We start from the raw sequence: 19,701 nt of genomic DNA, 5'->3' as shown, positions 1-19,701 counted from the left end.
CGAATGCAGGGCAGCGAGCAGGCGTCGACACGCAGCGCAGAAAGCTCGGATGAGGACGCCGCTTTGATCCCCGAGCTGCGCAAGCAGCTTAATGCGGTGGTCTCGATTACGAGTTCCCGCACGGGTCGGCCACACGGCGCTATTCATAATGAAGCGCGGCGAGCCTGCGGCGGCCCACCCACGGCATTGTGTTCGGCGGAACAGCTGCGGGCGCGTATTAATTTCCTGCGCCAGTGGTAATCCCCGCGCAGCTTTCGCCCGCTGGACCCGAGTGTGGAGCTGCGCTTAATGTGAATATGCCATCGCGATGCTGAGGCAATGATAAACTTTTGTAGATAACAGTGCCCTAGGTGGAATAGTTTCTCAGAAGTACTCCCGTCGCTAGGGCCGCATACAGTCTGGAAGGACAACACTCATATGGCAGACAACAACGATCGCAACTCCAACAACGCTTGGCATGATGGCGAGTGGCCGAATAACCAGCCACAGCACCGGATGCCGAATTCGAGTGACTCCTTCTCTGGGGATGTGCAGAACTCCGGCCAGACGGACCAGAGTGGCTATCCCAGTGGCTATCCCACGCAGGGCAGTTATCCCGGCCCGGGCGGCTACCCCAATCAGGGCGCGTATCCCAATCAGGGTGGCTACTCTGACCAGGGCGCTCACCCCGGCGGCCACTACGGCTATCCCGTGGAGCAGGTGAACAAGATCGCTCCGTGGGCACTGGGTGTGTCCATCGCGGCCGTGGTTCTCGCGGTCACCGTCGTTGGTCTAGTGGTTGCGCCATTCCTCGCCATTGCCGGCATCGTGCTGGGCATTATCGCGTGGGTGAAGGGCCGCAAGATGCAGGGGCCGAAGCGCCGCGTGACCATGTCCATCATTTCGGTGGTCATCTCCGTGCTGCTGCTGGTCATTGTCGCTGTGATTACGATCTTCTTCGGTACCCTCCTCAGCGGTGTTGTGGAAGAATGCCAGAATGTTCCCGAGGATCAGATGGAAACCTGTATCGAGAACTACATGAATCAATAAGTACGTGAAGCAGCCGCGTGAGTCCGTCTCACGCGGCTTTTCTTATTTCCAACCCCCACCTTCGAGGAAACAGAAAGAGCGTCACCAGCGATGAGTACCCCGACTACTGCGGCGTCCTCTCCGACAGATCCACCCCTGCGCAGCGCGACGACAGTGCGCATGCTCGCCCCCGATCTCGCCCGCGGATTCACCCTTTTAGGCATTGCGATCGCGAACCTCACCACCACGTGGCTTGCTGGACCCGCTGGGGCCAGCGTCCAAGAACTCGGGGGAGTGGTGGATGGCTCTACGGCGGATAAGGTCGCTGTGGTCGCTGGATCCATGCTGGCCCACGTGCGCGGCTTGCCGATGTTTTCCACCATGCTGGGATTCGGCGTGGGCCTGATCGCCATGTCTTTGGCTCGACGACGCTACCCACTCGGCGCAGCCCGGAAAACTATCGCGATGCGCTATGTGTGGCTCGCTATCTTCGGCGCCGTGCATATGGTGTTTCTCTACTTCGGCGACATCATGGTCTTTTATGGCATAGCTGGGGCATTGCTGGCATTGATGATTAACTTCCGGGATAAAACCCTGCTCATTATCGCCGGGGTGTTATCGGCAATGTGGATGATAGGCAATCTGATTATCGCCATTGTCTTAATGATTGCCGATTCCCAGTTTGATCTCTTCGGCCCCGAGACCACGGCATCGGGTGGGATGCCGCTCGCCTCGAACTTCCTCGACAGCTATCTTTCTCAGCTCGGCGGTGGCGCGCTCTTCCTGGTGCTGCAGCCGCTGAACCTGGGTACCGAGATCCCCATGCTCTTTCCCTTGATGCTGCTCGGATTCGTCTGGGCACGCCGCGGGGTGCTCACCCATCCAGAGGAGCATCGGCGCACGCTCTGGATCGCGGCGGCTGCGGGCATCGTGGTGATGCTTGCGGTGGGGCTGCCTATGGGGCTCAACGCGATCGGCGTATTGGGCAACGAGGAGAGTCTCGCGACGTGGATGGTGCTCAATACGGGCTTTGGTGTGATCACCGGACCGGGCATCGTGGCGATTATCGTTCTCGCCTGCGCCCCGATACAGCGCCGGATCACGGAAAAGACGGCGCAGGGCATGAGCTATGAGCGCGCACTGCCCATATGGATCGCGCCAGTGGCGGCACTGGGGCAGCGTTCGATGTCCGGCTATGTGGCCCAGTCCCTCCTCGCCACCATCTTCGTCGCCTCTTATGGGCTGGGATGGGGGCAGAGCGACGGTGCCGCCGTGGCCACCGGCTTGGCGGCGGCGATCTGGGCGGTGACAGTCCTTGGAGCCTATGCGCTGCAGCTCATGGGGCGCCGTGGCCCGCTGGAAACGCTGCACCGCCGCATGGCATATGGCAAGCAGGGCTTGGCCGCGGACTATTGGGCCCGCCACCCGCAGCCGCACCCCGGCGTCCCGCCGCAGGGGGCGATGGCGACTGGTTCCCCAGCAGCGCTCGGGCAGCAGCCACCGGCGCCACCGGTGCTGCCGCCACGTTTCAGCCACCAGCCCCAGATGCAGCCGGAGCAGCCCCGCAGTGATGCTGGGCAGCCAGAGCAACGCGATTCGGGGCCAGCTGCGCCCTAGTGTGATAAGCCTCGAACACACGACTACGGCCCCCGCTGCGTAGTAGCAGGGGCCGTAGTCGTTGATCTTAAGCGGGCGTCTAGTCGAGGTAGTCGCGCAGCACCTGAGAACGAGAGGGGTGGCGCAGCTTAGACATGGTCTTGGACTCGATCTGGCGGATGCGTTCGCGGGTCACGCCATAGACTTGGCCGATCTCGTCGAGGGTACGCGGCATGCCATCGGTCAGCCCGAAGCGCAAGCGCACCACGCCGGCCTCACGCTCGGAGAGCGTATGCAGCACGTCCTGCAGCTGGTCTTGCAGCAAGGTGAAGGACACCGCATCCACGGCCACCACAGCCTCGGAATCCTCGATGAAGTCACCGAGCTGGCTATCGCCCTCATCACCAATGGTTTGATCCAGCGAGATCGGCTCGCGGGCATACTGCTGGATCTCCATCACCTTGTCCTCGGTGATGTCCATTTCCTTCGCCAGCTCCTGCGGGGTGGGTTCGCGACCCAGATCCTGCAGTAGCTCACGCTGGATGCGGCCGAGCTTGTTGATCACTTCCACCATGTGTACCGGGATACGGATGGTGCGGGCCTGATCGGCCATGGCGCGGGTAATGGCCTGGCGGATCCACCACGTGGCGTAGGTGGAGAACTTATAGCCCTTGGTGTAGTCGAATTTCTCGACGGCACGAATCAGGCCCAAGTTGCCTTCCTGGATGAGGTCCAAAAACGCCATGCCGCGGCCGGTATAGCGCTTCGCCAGAGACACCACCAGGCGCAGGTTGGCCTCGAGCAGGTGGTTCTTGGCTTTGCGGCCATCGCGGGCAATGGAGCGCAGGTCGCGCTTCATAGCCGGGGTGAGCTTGGCGTCCTTATCGCCCTGGGCATAGGCCTCAGTCAGCTGCTCAAGACGGTGGGTGGCATAGAGCCCGGCCTCGATGCGCTTGGCGAGCGAGACCTCCTGCTCGGCGTTGAGCAGCGCCACCTTGCCGATCTGCTTCAGATAGGCGCGAACCGAGTCTGCCGAGGCGGTGAGCTCGGCATCCTTACGGGCCTGGCGCAGGGCTGCGGACTCGTCCTCATCCCACACTGAGGAGCCATCATCTTCTTCTTCCTCGTCCTCGGCACTCTCGTCCTCGGAGTCGGTATCGGCGTCATCCTCGGCGAAGGGTTCGTCCTCGGAGTCGGGGCTATCCGGATCGTAGTCCACATCGGCATCGTCGAGATCGGTGTCTACGTCCTGCTCGTGGAGCTGATCCTCCTCGAGATCCTCATCCACCACAGCCTTTTCCGCAGCGGTGGCCTTGCGAGTCGACTTCTTCGCCGTCTTCTTCGTGGTCTTTTTAGTTGTCTTTTTTGCCGTCTTTTTCGCGGTCTTCTTGGCCGTTTTCTTGGCGGTCTTCTTCGCAGCCTTCCGAGCGGTCTTTTTGGCGCTCTTCTTTGCGGTCTTCTTCGCCGTCTTTTTGGCTGCCTTCTTCGTCGCTGTCGCGGCGGTGGGGGCGTCCGTGGTCTCGCCGCCGGCGGCGGTCGAACTCGATGCGGGGGCGGTTGCCTCGCTGCGTGCGGCTGTGGTGTCTGCCGAGGTCGAGGTGTCAGCGGTGCGGGCCGCGCGCGGGGCTGCCTTGCGTGCTGCCTTGCGTGCGACCTTCTTAGCGGTTGCCTTCTTCACAGTCGTGCCTCCCGTGGCATTATCACGCCCAGTTGTTGCTTTGGAACCAGCCTCGGCCGGAGTGCCGGTGTCCGAAGGATCAGTGGCTGCCACGTACGCCCTTTCTCGTCTGTCTCGCTCGTCGTGACACTCGGAGATCTCCCCAAAGTGTGCGGTGTGTCGAGCGCTGTGTCTTCGTGTGCGGTTGTGCATTGCCGGCGACGCCATGGGGTGGTGTCGCTGAATCACTAACCAACGCAACCGCCGGTTTCGCCCTAGTGGCCAGCGAAAACGCTAGCCGGTAGTGCGTACCAGCGGCGCAAAGAGAGGCCATAGTTCGGCCATCGGTTAAGAACAACCGCCCAGTATATAGAAGTATCCCTCCGTACTGCCACTAGCCCCACCCCCTAAGCGTGGTACTGGCTCGGCAGTGTGGGGAGCTACTTTTAGGGAGTGATGTTGTCCTCGGCCGCGAGTGCCGCGCCCACGATGCCGGCGCGGTTACGCAGCTGGGCGGGGATCACGGGGGTGTTCACGGTCAATAGCGGCACCCATTTATCGGCCTTGCGGGAAATGCCGCCGCCGACGATGAAGATGGACGGGTTGAGCAAGCGCTCGTACTCGTTGAGCACCTTGCTCACGCGCTTGCTCCACTTCTTATAGGACAATTCCTCCCGGTCCTTCGCCGCCGAGGAAGCGAGCTGCTCGGCTTCCTTCTTGCCCACGTTCATATGCCCCAGCTCGGTGTTGGGGAAGAGCTTGCCGTCGACCAGCATGGCGGAGCCAATGCCGGTGCCGATGGTCAGCAGGATGGCTGCACCCTGGCGGGCGCGCTCATCGCCATAGCGCACCTCGGCTAGGCCGGCGGCGTCGGCGTCATTGAGCACGACGATCTGCTCATTATCGATATGGCGGGAGAAGAGATCGGCGACGTCGGTGTTGATCCACGAGGGATCGATATTGGCGGCGGACAGCGCCACCTGGTTTTTCACGATGGCAGGAACGGTGATGCCCACCGGTCCGGTCCACTCGAAGTGGGCGACGATCTCGGCGACAACCTCGGCCACTGCCTCTGGGGTTGCTGGCTGCGGAGTCGCTATTTTCAGGCGATCGCCAATAAATTCACCCGTGTCAAGGTCAACCTTGGCGCCTTTCACGCCCGAGCCGCCGATGTCAATACCAAAACCTGTGCGCGTCATAGCCCCCATCTTACAAAACGCCTTCGGTGCTGCAGCGGTGGTCACCCTTCTGACGCGGCCGCTCTGCCAGCGCTTCTTCCGCCGCTTGACTGCTGGCCACGGCGGGGCGAGTAGCTAGAGCGTCCGCAGGCCAGCCAGGCGGGCGCGCAGAGCCCAGCCGGTAGACCGCTTAGGGTGCACAATAGAGACCATGACTGGCACATCGCACACCCTGAGTACGGATACTGTTCACGAGCTGCGTCGCACGGCGATCACCGTGGCCTATGAGGCCCGCGAGGTGATTATGCGCACCCGCGCTGAGTTCGGTGGTGATCTCCGGGCGGTTACCCGCACCAAGTCCTCGGCCGTGGATCCGGTGACGATAGTGGATGAGACAAGCGAAGAGTTCATCGCCACCCGCTTGGAGCAGTTGCGCCCAGGCGATGGCCTCATCGGGGAGGAAGGCGCCCAGAAGCGCAGTGCCACGGGGGTGGTCTGGATTGTTGATCCCATCGACGGCACCGTGAACTTCCTCTACAACCTGCCGCAATACGCGGTGTCCATTGCCGCCGCCATCGATGGGGAGGTGGTGGCCGGGGCCGTGCTCAACGTGGCGACCGGGGCGTGCGCAAGCGCCGGGGTGGGGCTCGGTGCTGATATGCGTGACGACGCCACCTCGCAGCACCCTCGCCCGCTGCAGTGCGGGGATAGCGCCCATCTGGCCACCGCGCTGGTAGCCACGGGATTTTCTTATTCTGCCGAGCGCCGTGCCGAACAGGCCGCGGTGCTGGCAACACTGCTGCCGCAGGTGCGCGATATTCGACGCATGGGCTCGGCAGCCTTGGACCTGGTGGCCGTCGCCGCGGGCACGGTTGATGCCTATTATGAACGCGGTTTGAATGCCTGGGACTATGCGGCCGGCATGCTCATCGCGCGGGAGGCGGGCGCCACGGTCACCTGTCCGCCGCTGTCTACCTCCAGCGCCGATAATGCGCTGGTTCTCGCCGCCCAGCCGGGCGTTGCGGCTCAATTAGCGGGGGTGGTCGACGCCGCTAGGAATGAGCGTTGAGCTGCTGAATCTGTGCTCGGTCACGGAAACGGGGGTGGGGTGTGCCGACTGTGTCCGAGTGGGAAGGTGACAAAGCTGAGTATGTGTTTTAGTATGCGCGTCGATAGCGAGTTCACCACCTGTTCACCCCTTAAAGCGCGTATCGAACTCGCCAGAAGTGTGACCTGACCGTCTAGCCCGAGACACACAAGGAAGTTTCCCCATGGCTACTGATTACGACGCTCCCCGCGGCCGAGTTGAAGACGAGCTTGACGCGGATTCTTTGGAAAGCCTGAAGGCCGCCGCTGATACCAGCTCCTCGAATATTGATGATGATGGCGAGATCGTGGAGCCCTTCGAGCTTCCGGCACTGGATCTGTCCGGCGAGGAGCTCAACGTGGACGTCAAGCCTCGCCAGGAGAACGAGTTCACCTGCGGAAGCTGCTTCCTCGTGCAAAAGCGCAACCGCATGTCGCACGTGGAGTCCGATGGCTCCGAGATCTGTCTCGACTGCGCCTAGTACGCAGAGATCCAGCAGGGATGCGTCGATAAGCATAGCCCTGTGTAGACGACGAACGCCGGCGATGAGAATGTGTCATCGTCGGCGTTATGCGTGCTACGGACCTAGCGGTACTAGTGCTGGCCGCGGCGTAGCGGCGCGGTGGCGGTCTCGGCCTGGTCCGGCACAAAGGCTTCCAAAACGGCGGCGGGGTCCTTGGCGCTAATGAGCCAGTAGGGGGTGGGGTCATCGCTATCATCGAGCACCAACATCACCATCTGGGGCACCCAGCCATGGGAGACCAAAAAGGCTGCCGGGTCCAGCTGGCGGCCCATGGCGTTTTGCTTCGCGGAGGCGGGCACGGCCAAGGAACGATCCACCACTGTGTGCGGCAGGGAGGCACCATCGGTGCTGAGCCAGCGCACCCCGTCGGCGTCTTCTTCCACCACCACGGTGGTCGAGGAGATCCACCACAGGTACCAGATCACTGCGGCGCCCAGAATGATCTCGGGAATAATGAACCACCAGACATTGCGGTTAAACATCAACTGCAGGCAGAACACTGTCACCATCGTGAGCGCAAGGGCCCACCAGTACCACGGAACCCATTGCCGTTCGCGGTAGAGGGTCGCGGCGCGCTTCTCCGTAGACGTAGTCACATCCCTAGAGTGTAGTGCAGTTATCACCACGTCCAACTTAGCCTCACCACTCATAATCTCCTCTCAGTATGTACTCAGTATTTCCTACGCTGCGGTGGCGCTGAGCAGCACCCAGTGCCCACGCTGCGCCGCTGATCACCGTCCTTAACGTCGGCGGCTAGGTGCTAGAGCCGTGGTCCATCCACCCGCTGCCCCTTCGGGTGTCACGGGGGAGAAGGACTAGGCTGTGTGCTGTGTTTAAGATCAAGCGACTCGATCCCGACTTGCCCTTGCCCACCCGAGCCCACCGCGGCGACGCCGGAGTGGATCTCTATGCAGCAGACTCTCTCACCCTCGCGCCAGGGGAGCGCGCGCTCATCAACACTGGTATCGCTCTGGCCCTGCCGCTGGGATATGTGGGACTGATTCATCCGCGCTCTGGACTCGGTGCGAAACATGGCGTTTCCGTGGTTAATACCCCGGGCACCATCGACGCGGACTATCGCGGCGAAATCAAGGTGTGCCTGATTAACCATGATCGCCACGAGAGTTTTGCGGTCACCCGCGGGATGCGCATCGCCCAGCTGGTGATCCAAAAGGTCGAGCTGGTGGATTTCGAGGAAGTGGAGGAACTCGACGACACCGTTCGTGGCACCGGCGGCTATGGTTCGACAGGGCTGAATTAAATAGTAGGCTCGGCAAAAGTAGTACCCATATCGCAAGAGAACCCGAATAAACGTTAGGTAGTGACGCCCATGTGGCCATTTGGCAAGAAGAACGAAGAGCAGCACGCAGCAGCTGAGGAGACGGCGGCGTCTGCCACCGAGCAACCCGACGCCAGCTATGGTGACTCCGCGGTTGATTCCGATAGCAATGCCGCCGGCGAGGAGTACGGCCCCTTCGATGGCCAGAGTGTCGATATCGAGGAATTCGACTTCTCTGATTTCTCTGTGGGCACCTTGGATCTGGGCTCGATGAAGATCGCCCTGCCCAAGCCCAGCCAAGTGCAGGTGGAAATGGGGGAGAACGGCCCCCGCATGCTCCACATCGTTACCGAGCACGGCCGTATCACCCCGGTGGGCTTTGCCGCCGCCGCATCCCAGCCCCAGTGGCCCACCGTGATCGATGAGATCCGCGCGGGAATGGAAAACGATGGACTCGCGGTACACACCGAGGAGGGCCCGTGGGGCACCGAACTCGTCGGTGTGACCGACCAGGCCCAGATCCGCATGATCGGCTGCGATGGTCCCCGCTGGATGCTGCGCACCACCCTCGTCGGCCCCAAAGAACGCGCCGATGATCTGCGCGATCTCGCCCGCGATGTGCTCGCCCGCACCTTCGTCTATCGCGGCGATCAGCCGATGATGGCCGGCACCTCTTTGCCTGTCGTGCTGCCGGAGCAGCTCGTCGCCCAGGTACAAGAGGCCATGGTCAAGCGCAAGAATGACGCCCAGCAGGCACAGCAGCAGAGCCAGCAGCGGCAGGCCGCCCAGGCGCTGGCGCAGTACAACCTGGCCCAGCAGAACAGTGGTGCAGGCCAGCAGCCCCAACAGGCGCAGCCGCAGCAGCCGCAGGTGCCGCAGCAGCCGCAGGCGCCCTCCCCGGAGGAGTCTGAGCCCGGCAGCGGTGTGCAGCAGATCAAAGAGCTGGACAAGGATAACTAGGTTCTCGTAGTGCTCGATGTGGTTAAAGGCTCCCGCGTGCGCGTGCAGGTGCTGCGCATGGCCCATGGCGGCGAAGCGATTGCGCGGCTTAGCGATGCAGCCGAGGATCAGCGCATCGTTTTCGTCCGCGATAGCGTGATCGGCGATGAGCTCGAGGTAGAAATCACCCAGGCCAAAAAACGCTTCCTGCGGGCGCGGGTGCTCACGGTGATCAACCCCGGGCCGCACCGAGTGGAGGCCCGCTGTCCAGCGGCCGCCCAGGGTGGCGGCTGCTGCGACTTCGCCTATCTTGACCCCGCCGTGGAGGCCGAGACCAAAACCGGCATTGTGCTCGAGCAGCTGCGCCGGCTGGCGAAACTCGAGGCCCCAGAGCAGGTCACCACCATCGATCTGGGGATGGATACTGGCTGGCGCACCCGCGCCCGGCTCGGCGTGGACCGCCTGGGCCGCATCGGCGTGCGCCGCCGCGGCTCCCACGAGGTCGTGCACGATCACCGCTGCTCGGCTTTTGCGCCGCAGCTTCACGACGCCATCTCCGCGCTCACCGCGCCCCGAGCCAGAGAGCTCAGCGTCTGCCTCGATAGCGCGGGGCAGGTGCACGCGATGGCGAAAGGGCAGGTGCTGCTGGGCAGTGGCCAGGCTCAAGAAACCATCGGCGGGAGGACATTCACCCTCCCCGCCGACGCCTTCTGGCAAGCCCACCGGCGGGCGCCAGAGACCTATCAGCGCCTCATCGCCGAGGCTCTCAGCGATATCGGCGGAGATGTCGCCTGGGATCTCTACGGCGGTGTGGGTCTGTTCGTCGATCCACTGCGCGGCGACTCCGGGCGTGAGGTGCACTCGGTCGAGCTCGCCGAGCACGGCGCCGCATGCGGCCGGCGCGCCTTCGCTGAGGACGGGGGCGTGCACTTTCACCGTCGGGATTGCGCCGAGGCCGTCACCACCGCCGGGGTGCTGCCCGATCCGGATGTGGTGGTGCTTGATCCGCCCCGCATCGGCGCGGAGGACGCAGTGATCACCGGCACGGCCGCCCGCCGCCCACAGGCCGTGGTGCACATCGGCTGTGACCCCGCCACCTTTGCCCGTGACCTCGCGCGATGGGCCGAGCACGGCTATAGCGTCGAGCAGCTGAGCGTGGTGGATGCCTTCCCCGGCTCCCACCACTGCGAGAGCATCGCACTGCTACGCCCCGCCGCAGCGGATACCGGCTCCAGCGGGCGCGACTGAGCACGCCCACGGCACGCGGCTACCGCTCGGCAACCCGAGCGGAGCTGCCTAGTACAATAGACAGGAATGAAACCGCGGCCTTGTGGCCCGCGCGTGAGTTCGCGTATGTTCACCGCACCATGAGCCCCGCCGAGGGCACCATGTGAGCCTCGCGGACGTGGAAGCACACTGTGGGCACCTTCGCTGTGCCACGGCCGAACACGGCGCCGAGATCTTTTGAAAGGAAGACCGATCCATGGGGTTCTTGGAACACATCTCGACTCCGGATGACGTCAAGGCATTAACCATCGCCGGCCAAAAGGCCTTGGCGCGGGAGATTCGGGAGTTCCTGGTTAAGCACGTCTCCCAAACCGGCGGCCATCTCGGCCCCAATCTCGGCGTGGTGGAGCTGACCATCGGTTTGCACTACGTATTCGACTCGCCGCACGACCCGCTCATCTTCGACACCTCGCACCAGTCCTATGTGCATAAAATGCTCACCGGACGCCGCGATGATTTTGCCACCCTGCGCCAAAAGGGTGGTCTCTCTGGTTACACCGATCGCGGGGAATCCGAGCACGACTGGACCGAATCCTCGCACGCCTCGGCATCGATCTCCGTGGCCGATGGCCTCTCCAAGGCCTTCACCCTCCAGGGAGACACGGACCGCTGTGTGGTCGCCGTCGTCGGCGATGGCGCACTCACCGGCGGCATGTGTTGGGAAGCCCTGAACAACGTGGCCGCGGATAATGACCGCAACCTCGTGATCGTGGTCAATGACAATGGCCGCAGCTATTCACCCACCATCGGCGGCTTCGCCAATAACCTCGCCGAACTGCGCATGCAGCCCTTCTATGACCGTGTTATGGAACAGGGCAAATCCACCCTGAAGAACATGGGCTGGGTAGGCCGCCGCGCCTTTACCACCATGCACGCCGTCAAAGAGGGCCTCAAGGACGCCGTGCTGCCCACCGTGCTCTTTCCCGAAATGGGAATCAAGTATGTGGGCCCCGTGGACGGCCACGATCAAGAGCAGGTGAACTCCGCGCTGAAATACGCCAAGGAGTACGACAAGCCGGTGATCGTGCACATGGTCACGGAAAAGGGGCGCGGCTATGCTCCCGCCGAAGCCAACGTCGCCGATCTCATGCACTCCACCGGCGCCATCGACCCCACCACGGGCGAGCCATTGGCCAAATCCGCGCCGGGGTGGACCAAGATCTTCAGCGAAGAATTGATCAAGGCCGGTCAGGAACGCACCGATATTGTGGCCATCACCGCCGCCATGGCGGGGCCCACCGGCCTGGCCGAATTCGGTGAGATGTTCCCCGATCGTTTCTTCGATGTGGGTATCGCCGAACAGCATGCCACCACCTCCGCAGCGGGACTGGCGCTCGGTGGGACACACCCGGTGGTGGCCATCTACTCCACCTTCCTCAACCGGGCGTTCGATCAGCTCCTGATGGATGTGGCGCTGCTCAAGCAGCCCGCCACCTTTGTGCTCGATCGGGCGGGGGTGACCGGCTCGGACGGGCCCAGCCACAATGGCGTGTGGGATATGGCCGTCACCGGTATCGTGCCGGGGCTCAGGCTCGCCGCACCCCGCGATGCACAGCAGCTGCGCGAGCAATTCCGCGAGGCCCTCGACATCAGCGACGGTCCCACCGTGGTGCGTTTTCCCAAGGGGGCGCGCCCACCGCAGCTCGACGCCGTCGGCACGCTCAACGATGGGGTAGATGTGCTGCGCTATCACGACGATGAGCACAGTGACGCCCCCAAGGTGCTCTTCATCGCCGTGGGCCCGATGGCCCATGCGGCCCTCGACGCCGCCTGTGCCCTCGAGGAGGAGGGGGTATCCACCATGGTGGTCGACCCGCGCTGGGTGATCCCCGTGCCCGCCTCGCTCATCGGGCTGGCCGCCGATCACGACCTCGTGGTCACCATCGAAGACGGTGTGGCCCACGGCGGAGTGGGCTCCAGCATCGCCCAAGCCCTCAACGCCGCCGAGGTGGATGTGCCCACCCGGCACGCGGCCGTACCGCAGCGCTTCTTGCTGCATGCCTCCCGTAACGAAATCATGGAGGAGATCGGCCTCGATGCCACCGGCATCGCCGCCTCCACCCGCGGCTGGCTCGACGGCATCGGCGCCACCGTGAGTGGCGCGGAGAACCCCGCAGCCACGCCCGCAGCCGATAGCGACGCAGACGCCGACTCCGCGGAGAGCTAGCCACCCCCACGCGGGGCGCTTATCACTTTCTCCGCGCTCCACCTATACTGTGAGCTCGTGGCTGAGAAAGAAAACTCTGAATTAAAAAAACGGCAGCTCAAAGAGCATAATCAAGCGGAGTACGAGCGCGGGCGGGAAAGTCTCGAAGAAGAGATCATTGACGCCTATGTCGATGCCGCCGTCACGGGCGCCGAACGCCTGCAACGCTCTTGGCGGGTGATGACGGCCACGGGTTTATTGGGTGGTATCGAGATCACCTTCGGTGTGCTGGCCTACCTGCTGACCTTGCATGAAACGGGCAGCCACTTATTGGCGGCCCTGGCCTTCTCCATCGGTTTCGTGGCGCTTCTTTTGGCCCACTCTGATCTGTTCACCGAAGGCTTCTACTATCCCGTGGTGGCCGTCGCTGCCGGCAAGGGCAGCTGGTGGGAAGTGCTGCGTATGTGGTCGATTACCCTGGTGACGAACTTCATCGGTGGTGCCTTCTCCATTTGGTTGGTGCAGCTGGCCCTGCCGGAGTTGCACGGCACCATGGCCGAGAGCGCGCACAGCTTCCTCGAAACGGGACTCAGTGTGCAGGGAGTGGCCCTAGCATTTCTTGCCGGCGGAGCTATTACCTTGATGACGCGCATGCAGGTGGGCTCCCAAGACGGCGCCACCACCATTGCTGCCGCGGTCGCCGGCGCCTTCCTGCTTGCCGGTCCGCCGCTCTTTCACTCGGTACTGGACTCCATCATCATCTTTGGCGCGATCTTCTCCGGCGCACCGGAGGTGAGCTTCCTCGCCTGGCTCGGCTGGGTGTGGTGGGTGATCCCGCTCAATGTGCTCGGCGGTCTCATGCTCACCACCATGCCGCGCGTCCTGCGCGGCTGGCGTGCTGGCGCAGCCGATCAGTCCTAAGCTGGGCCGGCCGTAACTAGTAATTGCTCGAGGCTTGGAGGTGCCGATGGAATATGGCGCGGGTGAGCTCCTGCTGCCAGGGGCGCACCCCGAAGCGCTGATAATCCGCATCTAGGGTGGAATCATCGAGAGGGCCGATATTCACGCTGTGCGCGACGATCTTCTTCATCGCGCGGGCGTCGATCAGCAAACTCCGATCGAGGTCTAACTCCTGGCCTAGATCGTCGAGATCCTCGCGCACGGTCTGCAGGCTCGCCCTGTAGAGGGGATCACTTTTTTTCACCCAATACTCGGGATGGCGGGGGCCATCGCTGGGGCGCTGCGGCCAGCTGTCCTTCTTCATAGAGCGGGCACGGCCGAGCCCCATGCTGAGCTCATCGAGTAACTCCATGCGTACCCGCTGGGGGAGATCTTTCAGCCGCCGCTGCGGCTGCACCGCATCCTTCAGCTCTTTTTTGCTGCGCGGTTGGCGCCGCGCCAGATCCAGCACGAGCTGATTGGCGAGCACCTTAAAGGGCGGCAGATCGTGCTTTTTCGCAATGGTGCGCCGCGCCAGCCAAATTTCGCGCACATAGGCGAGCTGTTTGCGGCTGCGGACCTTGCCCACGCCCTTGACCTCGGTCCAGCTGGGGGAGGGGGAATCGACATCGCATAACTCAAGCATGTGGGCGCACTCTTGGGCCATCCACTCGCTCTTTCCGGCCTCCTTAAGCTGCAGCGCTTGGGCCTGCGCAAGCTCAATGAGCAGCTCCACATCGAGTGCTGCGTAGTTACGCCACGAGGAAGGCAAAGGCCAGCGCGACCAGTTTTCTCGACCATGCCCCTTGGCAAGAGAAATGCCGAGGAAGTGCTCCAGAGAGGAGGAGAGATTAGGTTTATCCAGGCCGAGCAAACGCGAAGCGATCTCGGTGTCGATGAGCCCGCGGGGATACACACCCAATTCGCGCAGCATGGGCAGATCATTGTGGGCGGCGTGCAGAATCCACGTTTCTGGGTTGAGCACGGGGCCAAGAATGCGCGCGACCTCGCGGCGATGGCGCTCGGGTGCGATGAGAAATGTTCCCGCCCCCGCGCGGCGCAGCTGCAGCAGGAAAATACGATCGTCGAAGCGATAGGTTTGGGCCCGCTCGGTGTCTACAGCGATGGGGCCGGAACCGGCAGCCAAGGCAGTCGCGGCGTGCTGAAATTCAGTGGGCGTGGAGAGAACAGGGGGCAGGCCGTCTCGTGGCTCGTCAAGCTGCACTGTGCTTCCTGAGGTTGGCGTCGATAAGCAAAATGAGCCGCACCAGCGGCTAAGGCATGGCTGGCTCCAGAAGCATTCTAGTGCTAGCGCAGCGTGCGGACTCCCTCGGGTGGCAGTCCAGCCACGAGGGCGAGCACATTGGCGAAAGCTCGCACGTGATCGCTGAGGTCCTGATCCAGTGCGGTCCACGAGGCGCGCATCTCCAGCTGGAAAGAGCGGGGAGAGCCGCCGATATCGCCGAAACGCACCGAGGCGGTGGAGGTGACCGTGCCGCCCACATCGGTGATGGAGGCGCCGGAGTCGTCGAGTCCCTCGGAGAGCCACTGCCACGCCACTTCGGGAAGGAGTGGATCGTTGGCGACGGCATCGTCCATATCGGCCTGAATATAGGCCACCAGCCGCATATTGCCGTTCCAGCCATCCTCCGAGTTGGGATCGTAGAGCACGATCAAGCGGCCAAAGGCGTCGCCCTCGGACTCGGTGGGAATGGGCTCGTTCTCCCGCAGGGGATGCTCGACCTCCAGCCCGATCGCATGCGAATACGGCGCGAGCTTTTGGGGCGGGCGAATCGTGCCCAGAGAAATCTCCGGCCGCAGCGACACGCTATGCAGCGACTCCACAGCCGCAGCAAATTCCTGCGGGTAGCCCTGCGAGGACGTCCTATTCGGGGCGGATGCCAGGGTTGCGTCAGATTCCTTCACGTGATCCAAGCTAGCTTCTGCACGCGGGGCCGCGCGGGAGGCGCGCCGAGCCTTGTCAGCGCTCTCCACGGCCGCTATGCATGCTTATCGACGCCATCTCGCCGCCACATCCGCCCCGCCGCCGCGGCACTGAACGCGGGGTGGGTATGGCTAAATTGCGTGGAGGTTAGCTAGACTTTGCACAGTCAGCAATCGCGTGGATAGTCGACTCTCAGATATGCAGGAAATCCCGTGGTTTCTCCCCACGCGACCAGTACTTTTCTCAACAGAGTGAAAAGAGGTCTTTTTCGTGAGTGAACGGCCAGATTACGCCAAGCTCAACTCCATCCAGCGCTACACCCAGTGGGCGGTATTCCGGGCCATTCCGGGCGCCCTCGGTTCCGAGCGCGAGGAAGTGATCGCCGAAGCCCGCCAGTTCTTCGCCAGCATTGACGACGGCGATCAGCTGGTCGTGCGCGGGATCTATGACATCAGCGGTATCCAGGCTGATGCGGATTTCATGATTTGGTGGCACGCCGAGGAGTACCAGCAGCTGCAGGAGGCGTACAACCGCTTCCGCCGCGAGACCACGCTGGGCCAGCTCACTGAGGTGGTGTGGACCGGCAACGGCATGCACCGCCCGGCGGAGTTCAATAAGTCCCACCTGCCCAGCTTCATCATGGGCGAGGAGCCAGGCGACTGGATTACCGTCTATCCCTTCGTGCGTTCCTATGACTGGTACATCATGGACGAGTCCAAGCGGCGTAAGATCCTCGCCGAGCACGGCATGGCGGGGCGTGACTACCCGGATGTGCGGGCCAACACCATGCCGGCCTTCGCCCTCGGCGACTATGAGTGGGTGCTCGCCTTCGAAGGCCCCGAGCTGCACCGTCTGGTGGACCTCATGCATCGCATGCGCTACACCCAAGCCCGCCTGCACGTGCGGGAAGAAACCCCCTTCTTCACCGGCCGTCGCGTCTCCGATATCGAAGAGATCGTGAGCATGCTGCCCTAATGCGCAGCGATGCGGTTATGTCCGCATAACTAACCGGCGCCCAGCGGTGCGAGATGATGTCTCGCCGCTGGGCGCCGGTGTCTATTCTGCTGTACCTGTACTAGGCCTCAGGGTCGCTTTCGAGGGTGAGGCAGATGGAGTTGATGCAGTAGCGCAGATCGGTCGGCGTGTCATAGCCCTCGCCGGCAAAGACGTGGCCGAGATGGGAATGGCAGTTGGCGCACAACACCTCGGTACGCACCCGGCCGAGGCTATGATCCTCGCGTTCGATGATGCGCTCCCCGGCGAGCGGGGAGAAGAAGGAGGGCCAGCCGCAGTGCGACTGGAATTTCTCCGTCGAGCGAAATAGTTCGGTGCCGCAGGCCTTACAGGAATACACCCCGGCCGTGGTGGTATCAGTGTATTCGCCCACATGGGGAGCTTCGGTGCCGGCCATGCGCAGCACACGGAACTCCTCCGGGTTGAGGCGGCGCTTCCATTCGCTGTCGCTGAGTTCGCGATAATCCGTCATTGTGTCTGTTCCTCTCGGTGGGCGATACTCGGCCCAGGCTGTGTATGGGTGCGGTATGGGGTGCCGGCGTGGCTGCTGGCGCGGGCGCTGTGGGCCGCGGGGACGAAGGTGGGGTCTCCCAGTCGGCCGACGAGTGCCGCGGCCCGATCGGGCTCCCAGAATAGCCAGCTCACCGCGGTGGTGGCAATGACCACAATGAGCAGCACCCAGCCGGCGTAGCCGATGGTGGTGCCGACCAGATAGCCCCAGAGGGAGACCCCGAGATCATCGGTGCGGAAGTGGAAGTAGAACAGGAACATCGCCAAGATAGTCAGCGGATTGTGCAGCATGCTGCGGTGCATGCCGGCGGTGGCAACGAGCGGCAGTAGCAAGATCGAGTAATACATCTGCCCCAGCGAGGACAGCACGAACACCCCGACGAGCAGCAGGGAACCAGTGGTGAGCAGCCACACCACCTGATTGCTGCTGCGGATTGCGAGCAGGGCGATCAATCCGGCGCCCACAAAGGCGGCGAGCAGCAGCCATAGCGCCATGGCCACGACCGGATGCACCCCGAAGTAGAGGGTGAGCCCGCGCAGGGAGGCATTGGCGTAGTCACGCACCTGGCTGAGATAGGGCACGACCACAGAGAAATACTCGCCGGCTCCGGTGACGATGCGCATGGCGATGATATTCGCGATCACCGGCACACCCAGCGCGCCGATCAGGCTCGGCCAGTGACTACGCAGCAGCACCACAGGAATGAAGATCAGGGGCGCGAAGAGGGGTTTAATCACGATGGCCAGGCCGAGAACCAGCCCCGCCGCCCAGGGCTTGGAGGCGTGGGTGAGGGCGTAGAAGCTCACCAGCGCCAATAGCAGCAACCCGTTGATATTGGAGAACAACAGGGTGTTGATCACGGACTCGGTACAAAAGGCCAGGGAGATGGCAAGCGGTAGCCACGGGGTGCGGATCGAGCGCCCGGTAAGGCGGAAGAGCAGCACGATCGCGGCGATAATAGCCACGGCATTGGCGCAGATAAAGAGCATGCGCGCGGTGGTCCAATCCGTGGACCAGCCGAGCGGGGAGAGGATGAGCGTGGCCCCGGGGTTATAGAGGTAGTGCGGGTCCACGGTGGAGTAATCCTCGCTATAGACGTTTACGCCGTCGAGGTGGCGTCGAATAGCGAAATAGACGGTGGAGAAATCATCGGCGCGGCCGCCGGCAGCGGCCTGGATGGCCACGCGGTAGGCGATGATCACGAGCGCGATCGGCCACAGCGCGATCATCAGGCCACGATGCTGGAGGGAATTGGGTGCGATCACCCCAGTGAGTGTAATCGCTTCGCCTCGCGGTATTTGCTGCGGCACACCCAGTGGCTACGAGACTGTGGTCATCACAGCAACCACTGCTGGACTAGGTGCGTGGCAGCCGGTAGCGGGTGAAAAGATAGCCCTCTTCATCGTGGTGCACGGCATCGAGCTGCAGCCGGGTGGAGGCAGCGGGATAGCTAAACAGCGGCTGATCCATGGGGGTGATCACCGGGGCGAGGCTTAAGTGGAGGTAATCGATCAGCCCTTGGGCAAGCACATGGCCGTAGACGCTGGGCCCGCCCTCAATACTGATGCGGTGATAGCCACGCTCCCGCAGCGCCGTGATGGCGTGGTCGATGGAGAGATCCTCAAGCAGGAGCAGCTCAGCACCCGCGGCCGCGAACTCGGCTGAGGTGTGCGCATTGTCTGCGCCGGTGATGACGATCGGTGGGGTGGTGTTGTCGCGAAAGAAGCGGGAGGTGGTGTCCATCTCCGCTGCGCCAGTGATCACGGCCAGCGGGGGAGTCTCCGCCTGCCCCTGGTCGCGGCGGTGCTGGCGCTGCTGGGGATCAAGCTGCACCCCGCCGTAGTTTTCGGCGCGGACCGTGCCAGCGCCAACGAGTACCACATCGGCCCAGGCACGCAGCGTGCTGAGCACTCGGGTGTCGTTGGCATTGCCCAAGGAGCCGGAGGTTCCCTCGAGCGTGGCGGAACCATTGAGCGAGGAGACGCAGACAGCGCGGATCTCGGGCTGCGAGGGCGAGCACTCAGTACCAAGGATCTCACTGCGGGTGAGGGGAGTGGGGGCCATAACGGTCATTGTGCCACGCAGAGAAAACTCCCGCCCTCTCCGAGAAGGAGAAGACGGGAGTTCTAAGAGAGCGGATGACGGGACTCGAACCCGCGACCCTAACCTTGGCAAGGTTATGCGCTACCAGCTGCGCTACATCCGCATGCATGTTGTTTTAGAGAACAATGCCTTGTTCTGCGTGCGCGATACTGGGATTGAACCAGTGACCTCTTCCGTGTCAGGGAAGCGCTCTCCCGCTGAGCTAAACGCGCTTAAGTGGAGGTGGAAACGGGAATCGAACCCGTGTACAAGGTTTTGCAGACCTTTGCCTCACCACTCGGCCATTCCACCGTGTCACTTAGTATTTACAACGATACACACCTTAAGTGTAAGGAGGACACCCCCGAAGGGGTGGTGTATCCGAGCGGATGACGGGACTCGAACCCGCGACCCTAACCTTGGCAAGGTTATGCGCTACCAGCTGCGCTACATCCGCATGCATGTTGTTTTAGAGAACAATGCCTTGTTCTGCGTGCGCGATACTGGGAT

18 protein-coding genes, 4 tRNA genes and 1 pseudogene are annotated in these 19,701 nt (G+C 62.8%); 11 read left to right on the top strand and 12 right to left on the bottom strand.

What is annotated here, in order from left to right:
* Nucleotides 1–63: 63 nt before the first annotated feature.
* The 3 genes and pseudogenes from KRX12_RS10995 to KRX12_RS03050 all read left to right on the top strand — a co-directional run.
* Nucleotides 64–240 (top strand): annotated as a pseudogene (locus KRX12_RS10995) (ATP-dependent helicase); the annotation flags it as partial.
* Nucleotides 241–417: 177 nt separating this feature from the next.
* Nucleotides 418–1,029 carry a hypothetical protein gene (locus KRX12_RS03055; RefSeq protein ID WP_218363385.1) on the top strand — a complete coding sequence of 204 codons (612 nt, stop codon included), beginning with the start codon at nucleotides 418–420 and terminating at the stop codon, nucleotides 1,027–1,029.
* Between the two features lie 90 nt (nucleotides 1,030–1,119).
* Complete coding sequence (locus KRX12_RS03050; RefSeq protein WP_218365713.1) at nucleotides 1,120–2,625, top strand: DUF418 domain-containing protein; 1,506 nt, start codon at nucleotides 1,120–1,122, stop codon at nucleotides 2,623–2,625.
* 79 nt (nucleotides 2,626–2,704) lie between these two features.
* Here KRX12_RS03050 and KRX12_RS03045 read toward each other — a convergent pair whose 3' ends face one another.
* Nucleotides 2,705–4,375, bottom strand: coding sequence for an RNA polymerase sigma factor (locus KRX12_RS03045; RefSeq protein WP_370625526.1), 1,671 nt, complete (start codon nucleotides 4,373–4,375; stop codon nucleotides 2,705–2,707).
* 332 nt (nucleotides 4,376–4,707) lie between these two features.
* The gene (ppgK, locus tag KRX12_RS03040; RefSeq protein ID WP_218363383.1) at nucleotides 4,708–5,460 is read right to left on the bottom strand and encodes a polyphosphate--glucose phosphotransferase; all 753 of its coding nucleotides are present in this window, start codon (nucleotides 5,458–5,460) and stop codon (nucleotides 4,708–4,710) included.
* A gap of 190 nt (nucleotides 5,461–5,650) precedes the next feature.
* Here ppgK and KRX12_RS03035 point away from each other — a divergent pair, with 190 nt between their 5' ends.
* The gene (locus KRX12_RS03035; RefSeq protein ID WP_218365711.1) at nucleotides 5,651–6,508 is read left to right on the top strand and encodes an inositol monophosphatase family protein; all 858 of its coding nucleotides are present in this window, start codon (nucleotides 5,651–5,653) and stop codon (nucleotides 6,506–6,508) included.
* 202 nt (nucleotides 6,509–6,710) lie between these two features.
* Nucleotides 6,711–7,007, top strand: coding sequence for a DUF4193 domain-containing protein (locus tag KRX12_RS03030; protein WP_151528629.1), 297 nt, complete (start codon nucleotides 6,711–6,713; stop codon nucleotides 7,005–7,007).
* Between the two features lie 113 nt (nucleotides 7,008–7,120).
* Here KRX12_RS03030 and KRX12_RS03025 read toward each other — a convergent pair whose 3' ends face one another.
* Nucleotides 7,121–7,645 (bottom strand): DUF3093 domain-containing protein, encoded by a 525-nt coding sequence (locus tag KRX12_RS03025; RefSeq protein WP_370625123.1) that lies wholly within the window; start codon nucleotides 7,643–7,645, stop codon nucleotides 7,121–7,123.
* A gap of 224 nt (nucleotides 7,646–7,869) precedes the next feature.
* On the opposite strand from KRX12_RS03025, the gene dut reads away from it, so the two are divergent.
* The 5 genes from dut (at nucleotide 7,870) to KRX12_RS03000 (ending at nucleotide 13,621) form a co-directional block, all read left to right on the top strand.
* Nucleotides 7,870–8,310: a dUTP diphosphatase gene (gene dut / locus KRX12_RS03020; protein ID WP_370625543.1), complete on the top strand. Its 441-nt coding sequence runs from the start codon at nucleotides 7,870–7,872 to the stop codon at nucleotides 8,308–8,310.
* A gap of 69 nt (nucleotides 8,311–8,379) precedes the next feature.
* Entirely contained in the window at nucleotides 8,380–9,288 is a 909-nt protein-coding gene (locus KRX12_RS03015) for a DUF3710 domain-containing protein (RefSeq protein ID WP_218365709.1), read from the top strand.
* A 9-nt stretch (nucleotides 9,289–9,297) separates the two neighbouring features.
* On the top strand, nucleotides 9,298–10,515 hold the full coding sequence (locus tag KRX12_RS10990) for a class I SAM-dependent RNA methyltransferase (protein WP_370625525.1): 1,218 nt from the start codon (nucleotides 9,298–9,300) through the stop codon (nucleotides 10,513–10,515).
* Nucleotides 10,516–10,750: 235 nt separating this feature from the next.
* Nucleotides 10,751–12,721 (top strand): 1-deoxy-D-xylulose-5-phosphate synthase, encoded by a 1,971-nt coding sequence (gene dxs / locus KRX12_RS03005; protein ID WP_218365707.1) that lies wholly within the window; start codon nucleotides 10,751–10,753, stop codon nucleotides 12,719–12,721.
* 57 nt (nucleotides 12,722–12,778) lie between these two features.
* Entirely contained in the window at nucleotides 12,779–13,621 is an 843-nt protein-coding gene (locus KRX12_RS03000) for a formate/nitrite transporter family protein (RefSeq protein ID WP_370625120.1), read from the top strand.
* A gap of 16 nt (nucleotides 13,622–13,637) precedes the next feature.
* Here KRX12_RS03000 and KRX12_RS02995 read toward each other — a convergent pair whose 3' ends face one another.
* Together KRX12_RS02995 and KRX12_RS02990 are read right to left on the bottom strand one after the other, a co-directional pair.
* Nucleotides 13,638–14,864 carry an HRDC domain-containing protein gene (locus tag KRX12_RS02995; RefSeq protein WP_218365705.1) on the bottom strand — a complete coding sequence of 409 codons (1,227 nt, stop codon included), beginning with the start codon at nucleotides 14,862–14,864 and terminating at the stop codon, nucleotides 13,638–13,640.
* An 83-nt stretch (nucleotides 14,865–14,947) separates the two neighbouring features.
* Entirely contained in the window at nucleotides 14,948–15,565 is a 618-nt protein-coding gene (locus KRX12_RS02990; protein ID WP_192795872.1) for a DUF3000 domain-containing protein, read from the bottom strand.
* A 289-nt stretch (nucleotides 15,566–15,854) separates the two neighbouring features.
* On the opposite strand from KRX12_RS02990, the gene hemQ reads away from it, so the two are divergent.
* Nucleotides 15,855–16,559, top strand: coding sequence for a hydrogen peroxide-dependent heme synthase (hemQ, locus tag KRX12_RS02985; RefSeq protein WP_151528636.1), 705 nt, complete (start codon nucleotides 15,855–15,857; stop codon nucleotides 16,557–16,559).
* A gap of 100 nt (nucleotides 16,560–16,659) precedes the next feature.
* On the opposite strand, the gene msrB is transcribed toward hemQ, so the two are convergent.
* The 7 genes from msrB to KRX12_RS02950 form a co-directional block, all read right to left on the bottom strand.
* Complete coding sequence (gene msrB / locus KRX12_RS02980) at nucleotides 16,660–17,070, bottom strand: peptide-methionine (R)-S-oxide reductase MsrB (protein WP_151528637.1); 411 nt, start codon at nucleotides 17,068–17,070, stop codon at nucleotides 16,660–16,662.
* Nucleotides 17,067–18,374, bottom strand: coding sequence for a glycosyltransferase family 87 protein (locus KRX12_RS02975; protein WP_218365703.1), 1,308 nt, complete (start codon nucleotides 18,372–18,374; stop codon nucleotides 17,067–17,069). The genes msrB and KRX12_RS02975 overlap by 4 nt, the downstream gene beginning before the upstream one ends.
* Before the next feature lie 91 nt (nucleotides 18,375–18,465).
* The gene (locus tag KRX12_RS02970) at nucleotides 18,466–19,173 is read right to left on the bottom strand and encodes a pyrimidine reductase family protein (protein ID WP_218365701.1); all 708 of its coding nucleotides are present in this window, start codon (nucleotides 19,171–19,173) and stop codon (nucleotides 18,466–18,468) included.
* A gap of 69 nt (nucleotides 19,174–19,242) precedes the next feature.
* Nucleotides 19,243–19,315: transfer RNA gene (locus tag KRX12_RS02965), tRNA-Gly, on the bottom strand.
* 37 nt (nucleotides 19,316–19,352) lie between these two features.
* A tRNA-Val gene (locus tag KRX12_RS02960) sits at nucleotides 19,353–19,424 on the bottom strand.
* 5 nt (nucleotides 19,425–19,429) lie between these two features.
* Nucleotides 19,430–19,503: transfer RNA gene (locus tag KRX12_RS02955), tRNA-Cys, on the bottom strand.
* A gap of 72 nt (nucleotides 19,504–19,575) precedes the next feature.
* A tRNA-Gly gene (locus tag KRX12_RS02950) sits at nucleotides 19,576–19,648 on the bottom strand.
* Nucleotides 19,649–19,701 lie beyond the last annotated feature (53 nt).

The organism is Corynebacterium sp. TAE3-ERU2 (assembly GCF_019209955.1).
GTDB lineage: Bacteria > Actinomycetota > Actinomycetes > Mycobacteriales > Mycobacteriaceae > Corynebacterium > Corynebacterium megadyptis.
The sequence above is the reverse complement of the archived record's forward strand: the minus strand, read 5'-3'. Positions and strand labels throughout refer to the sequence as shown.

Coding starts and splice junctions, on each gene's coding strand:
- KRX12_RS03015 (WP_218365709.1), top strand. CDS start 8,380: ATGTGGCCATTTGGCAAGAAGAACGAAGAGCAGCACGCAGCAGCTGAG.
- dxs (WP_218365707.1), top strand. CDS start 10,751: ATGGGGTTCTTGGAACACATCTCGACTCCGGATGACGTCAAGGCATTA.
- KRX12_RS03035 (WP_218365711.1), top strand. CDS start 5,651: ATGACTGGCACATCGCACACCCTGAGTACGGATACTGTTCACGAGCTG.
- KRX12_RS02970 (WP_218365701.1), bottom strand. CDS start 19,173: ATGGCCCCCACTCCCCTCACCCGCAGTGAGATCCTTGGTACTGAGTGC.
- KRX12_RS03050 (WP_218365713.1), top strand. CDS start 1,120: ATGAGTACCCCGACTACTGCGGCGTCCTCTCCGACAGATCCACCCCTG.
- KRX12_RS03055 (WP_218363385.1), top strand. CDS start 418: ATGGCAGACAACAACGATCGCAACTCCAACAACGCTTGGCATGATGGC.
- ppgK (WP_218363383.1), bottom strand. CDS start 5,460: ATGACGCGCACAGGTTTTGGTATTGACATCGGCGGCTCGGGCGTGAAA.
- msrB (WP_151528637.1), bottom strand. CDS start 17,070: ATGACGGATTATCGCGAACTCAGCGACAGCGAATGGAAGCGCCGCCTC.
- KRX12_RS03030 (WP_151528629.1), top strand. CDS start 6,711: ATGGCTACTGATTACGACGCTCCCCGCGGCCGAGTTGAAGACGAGCTT.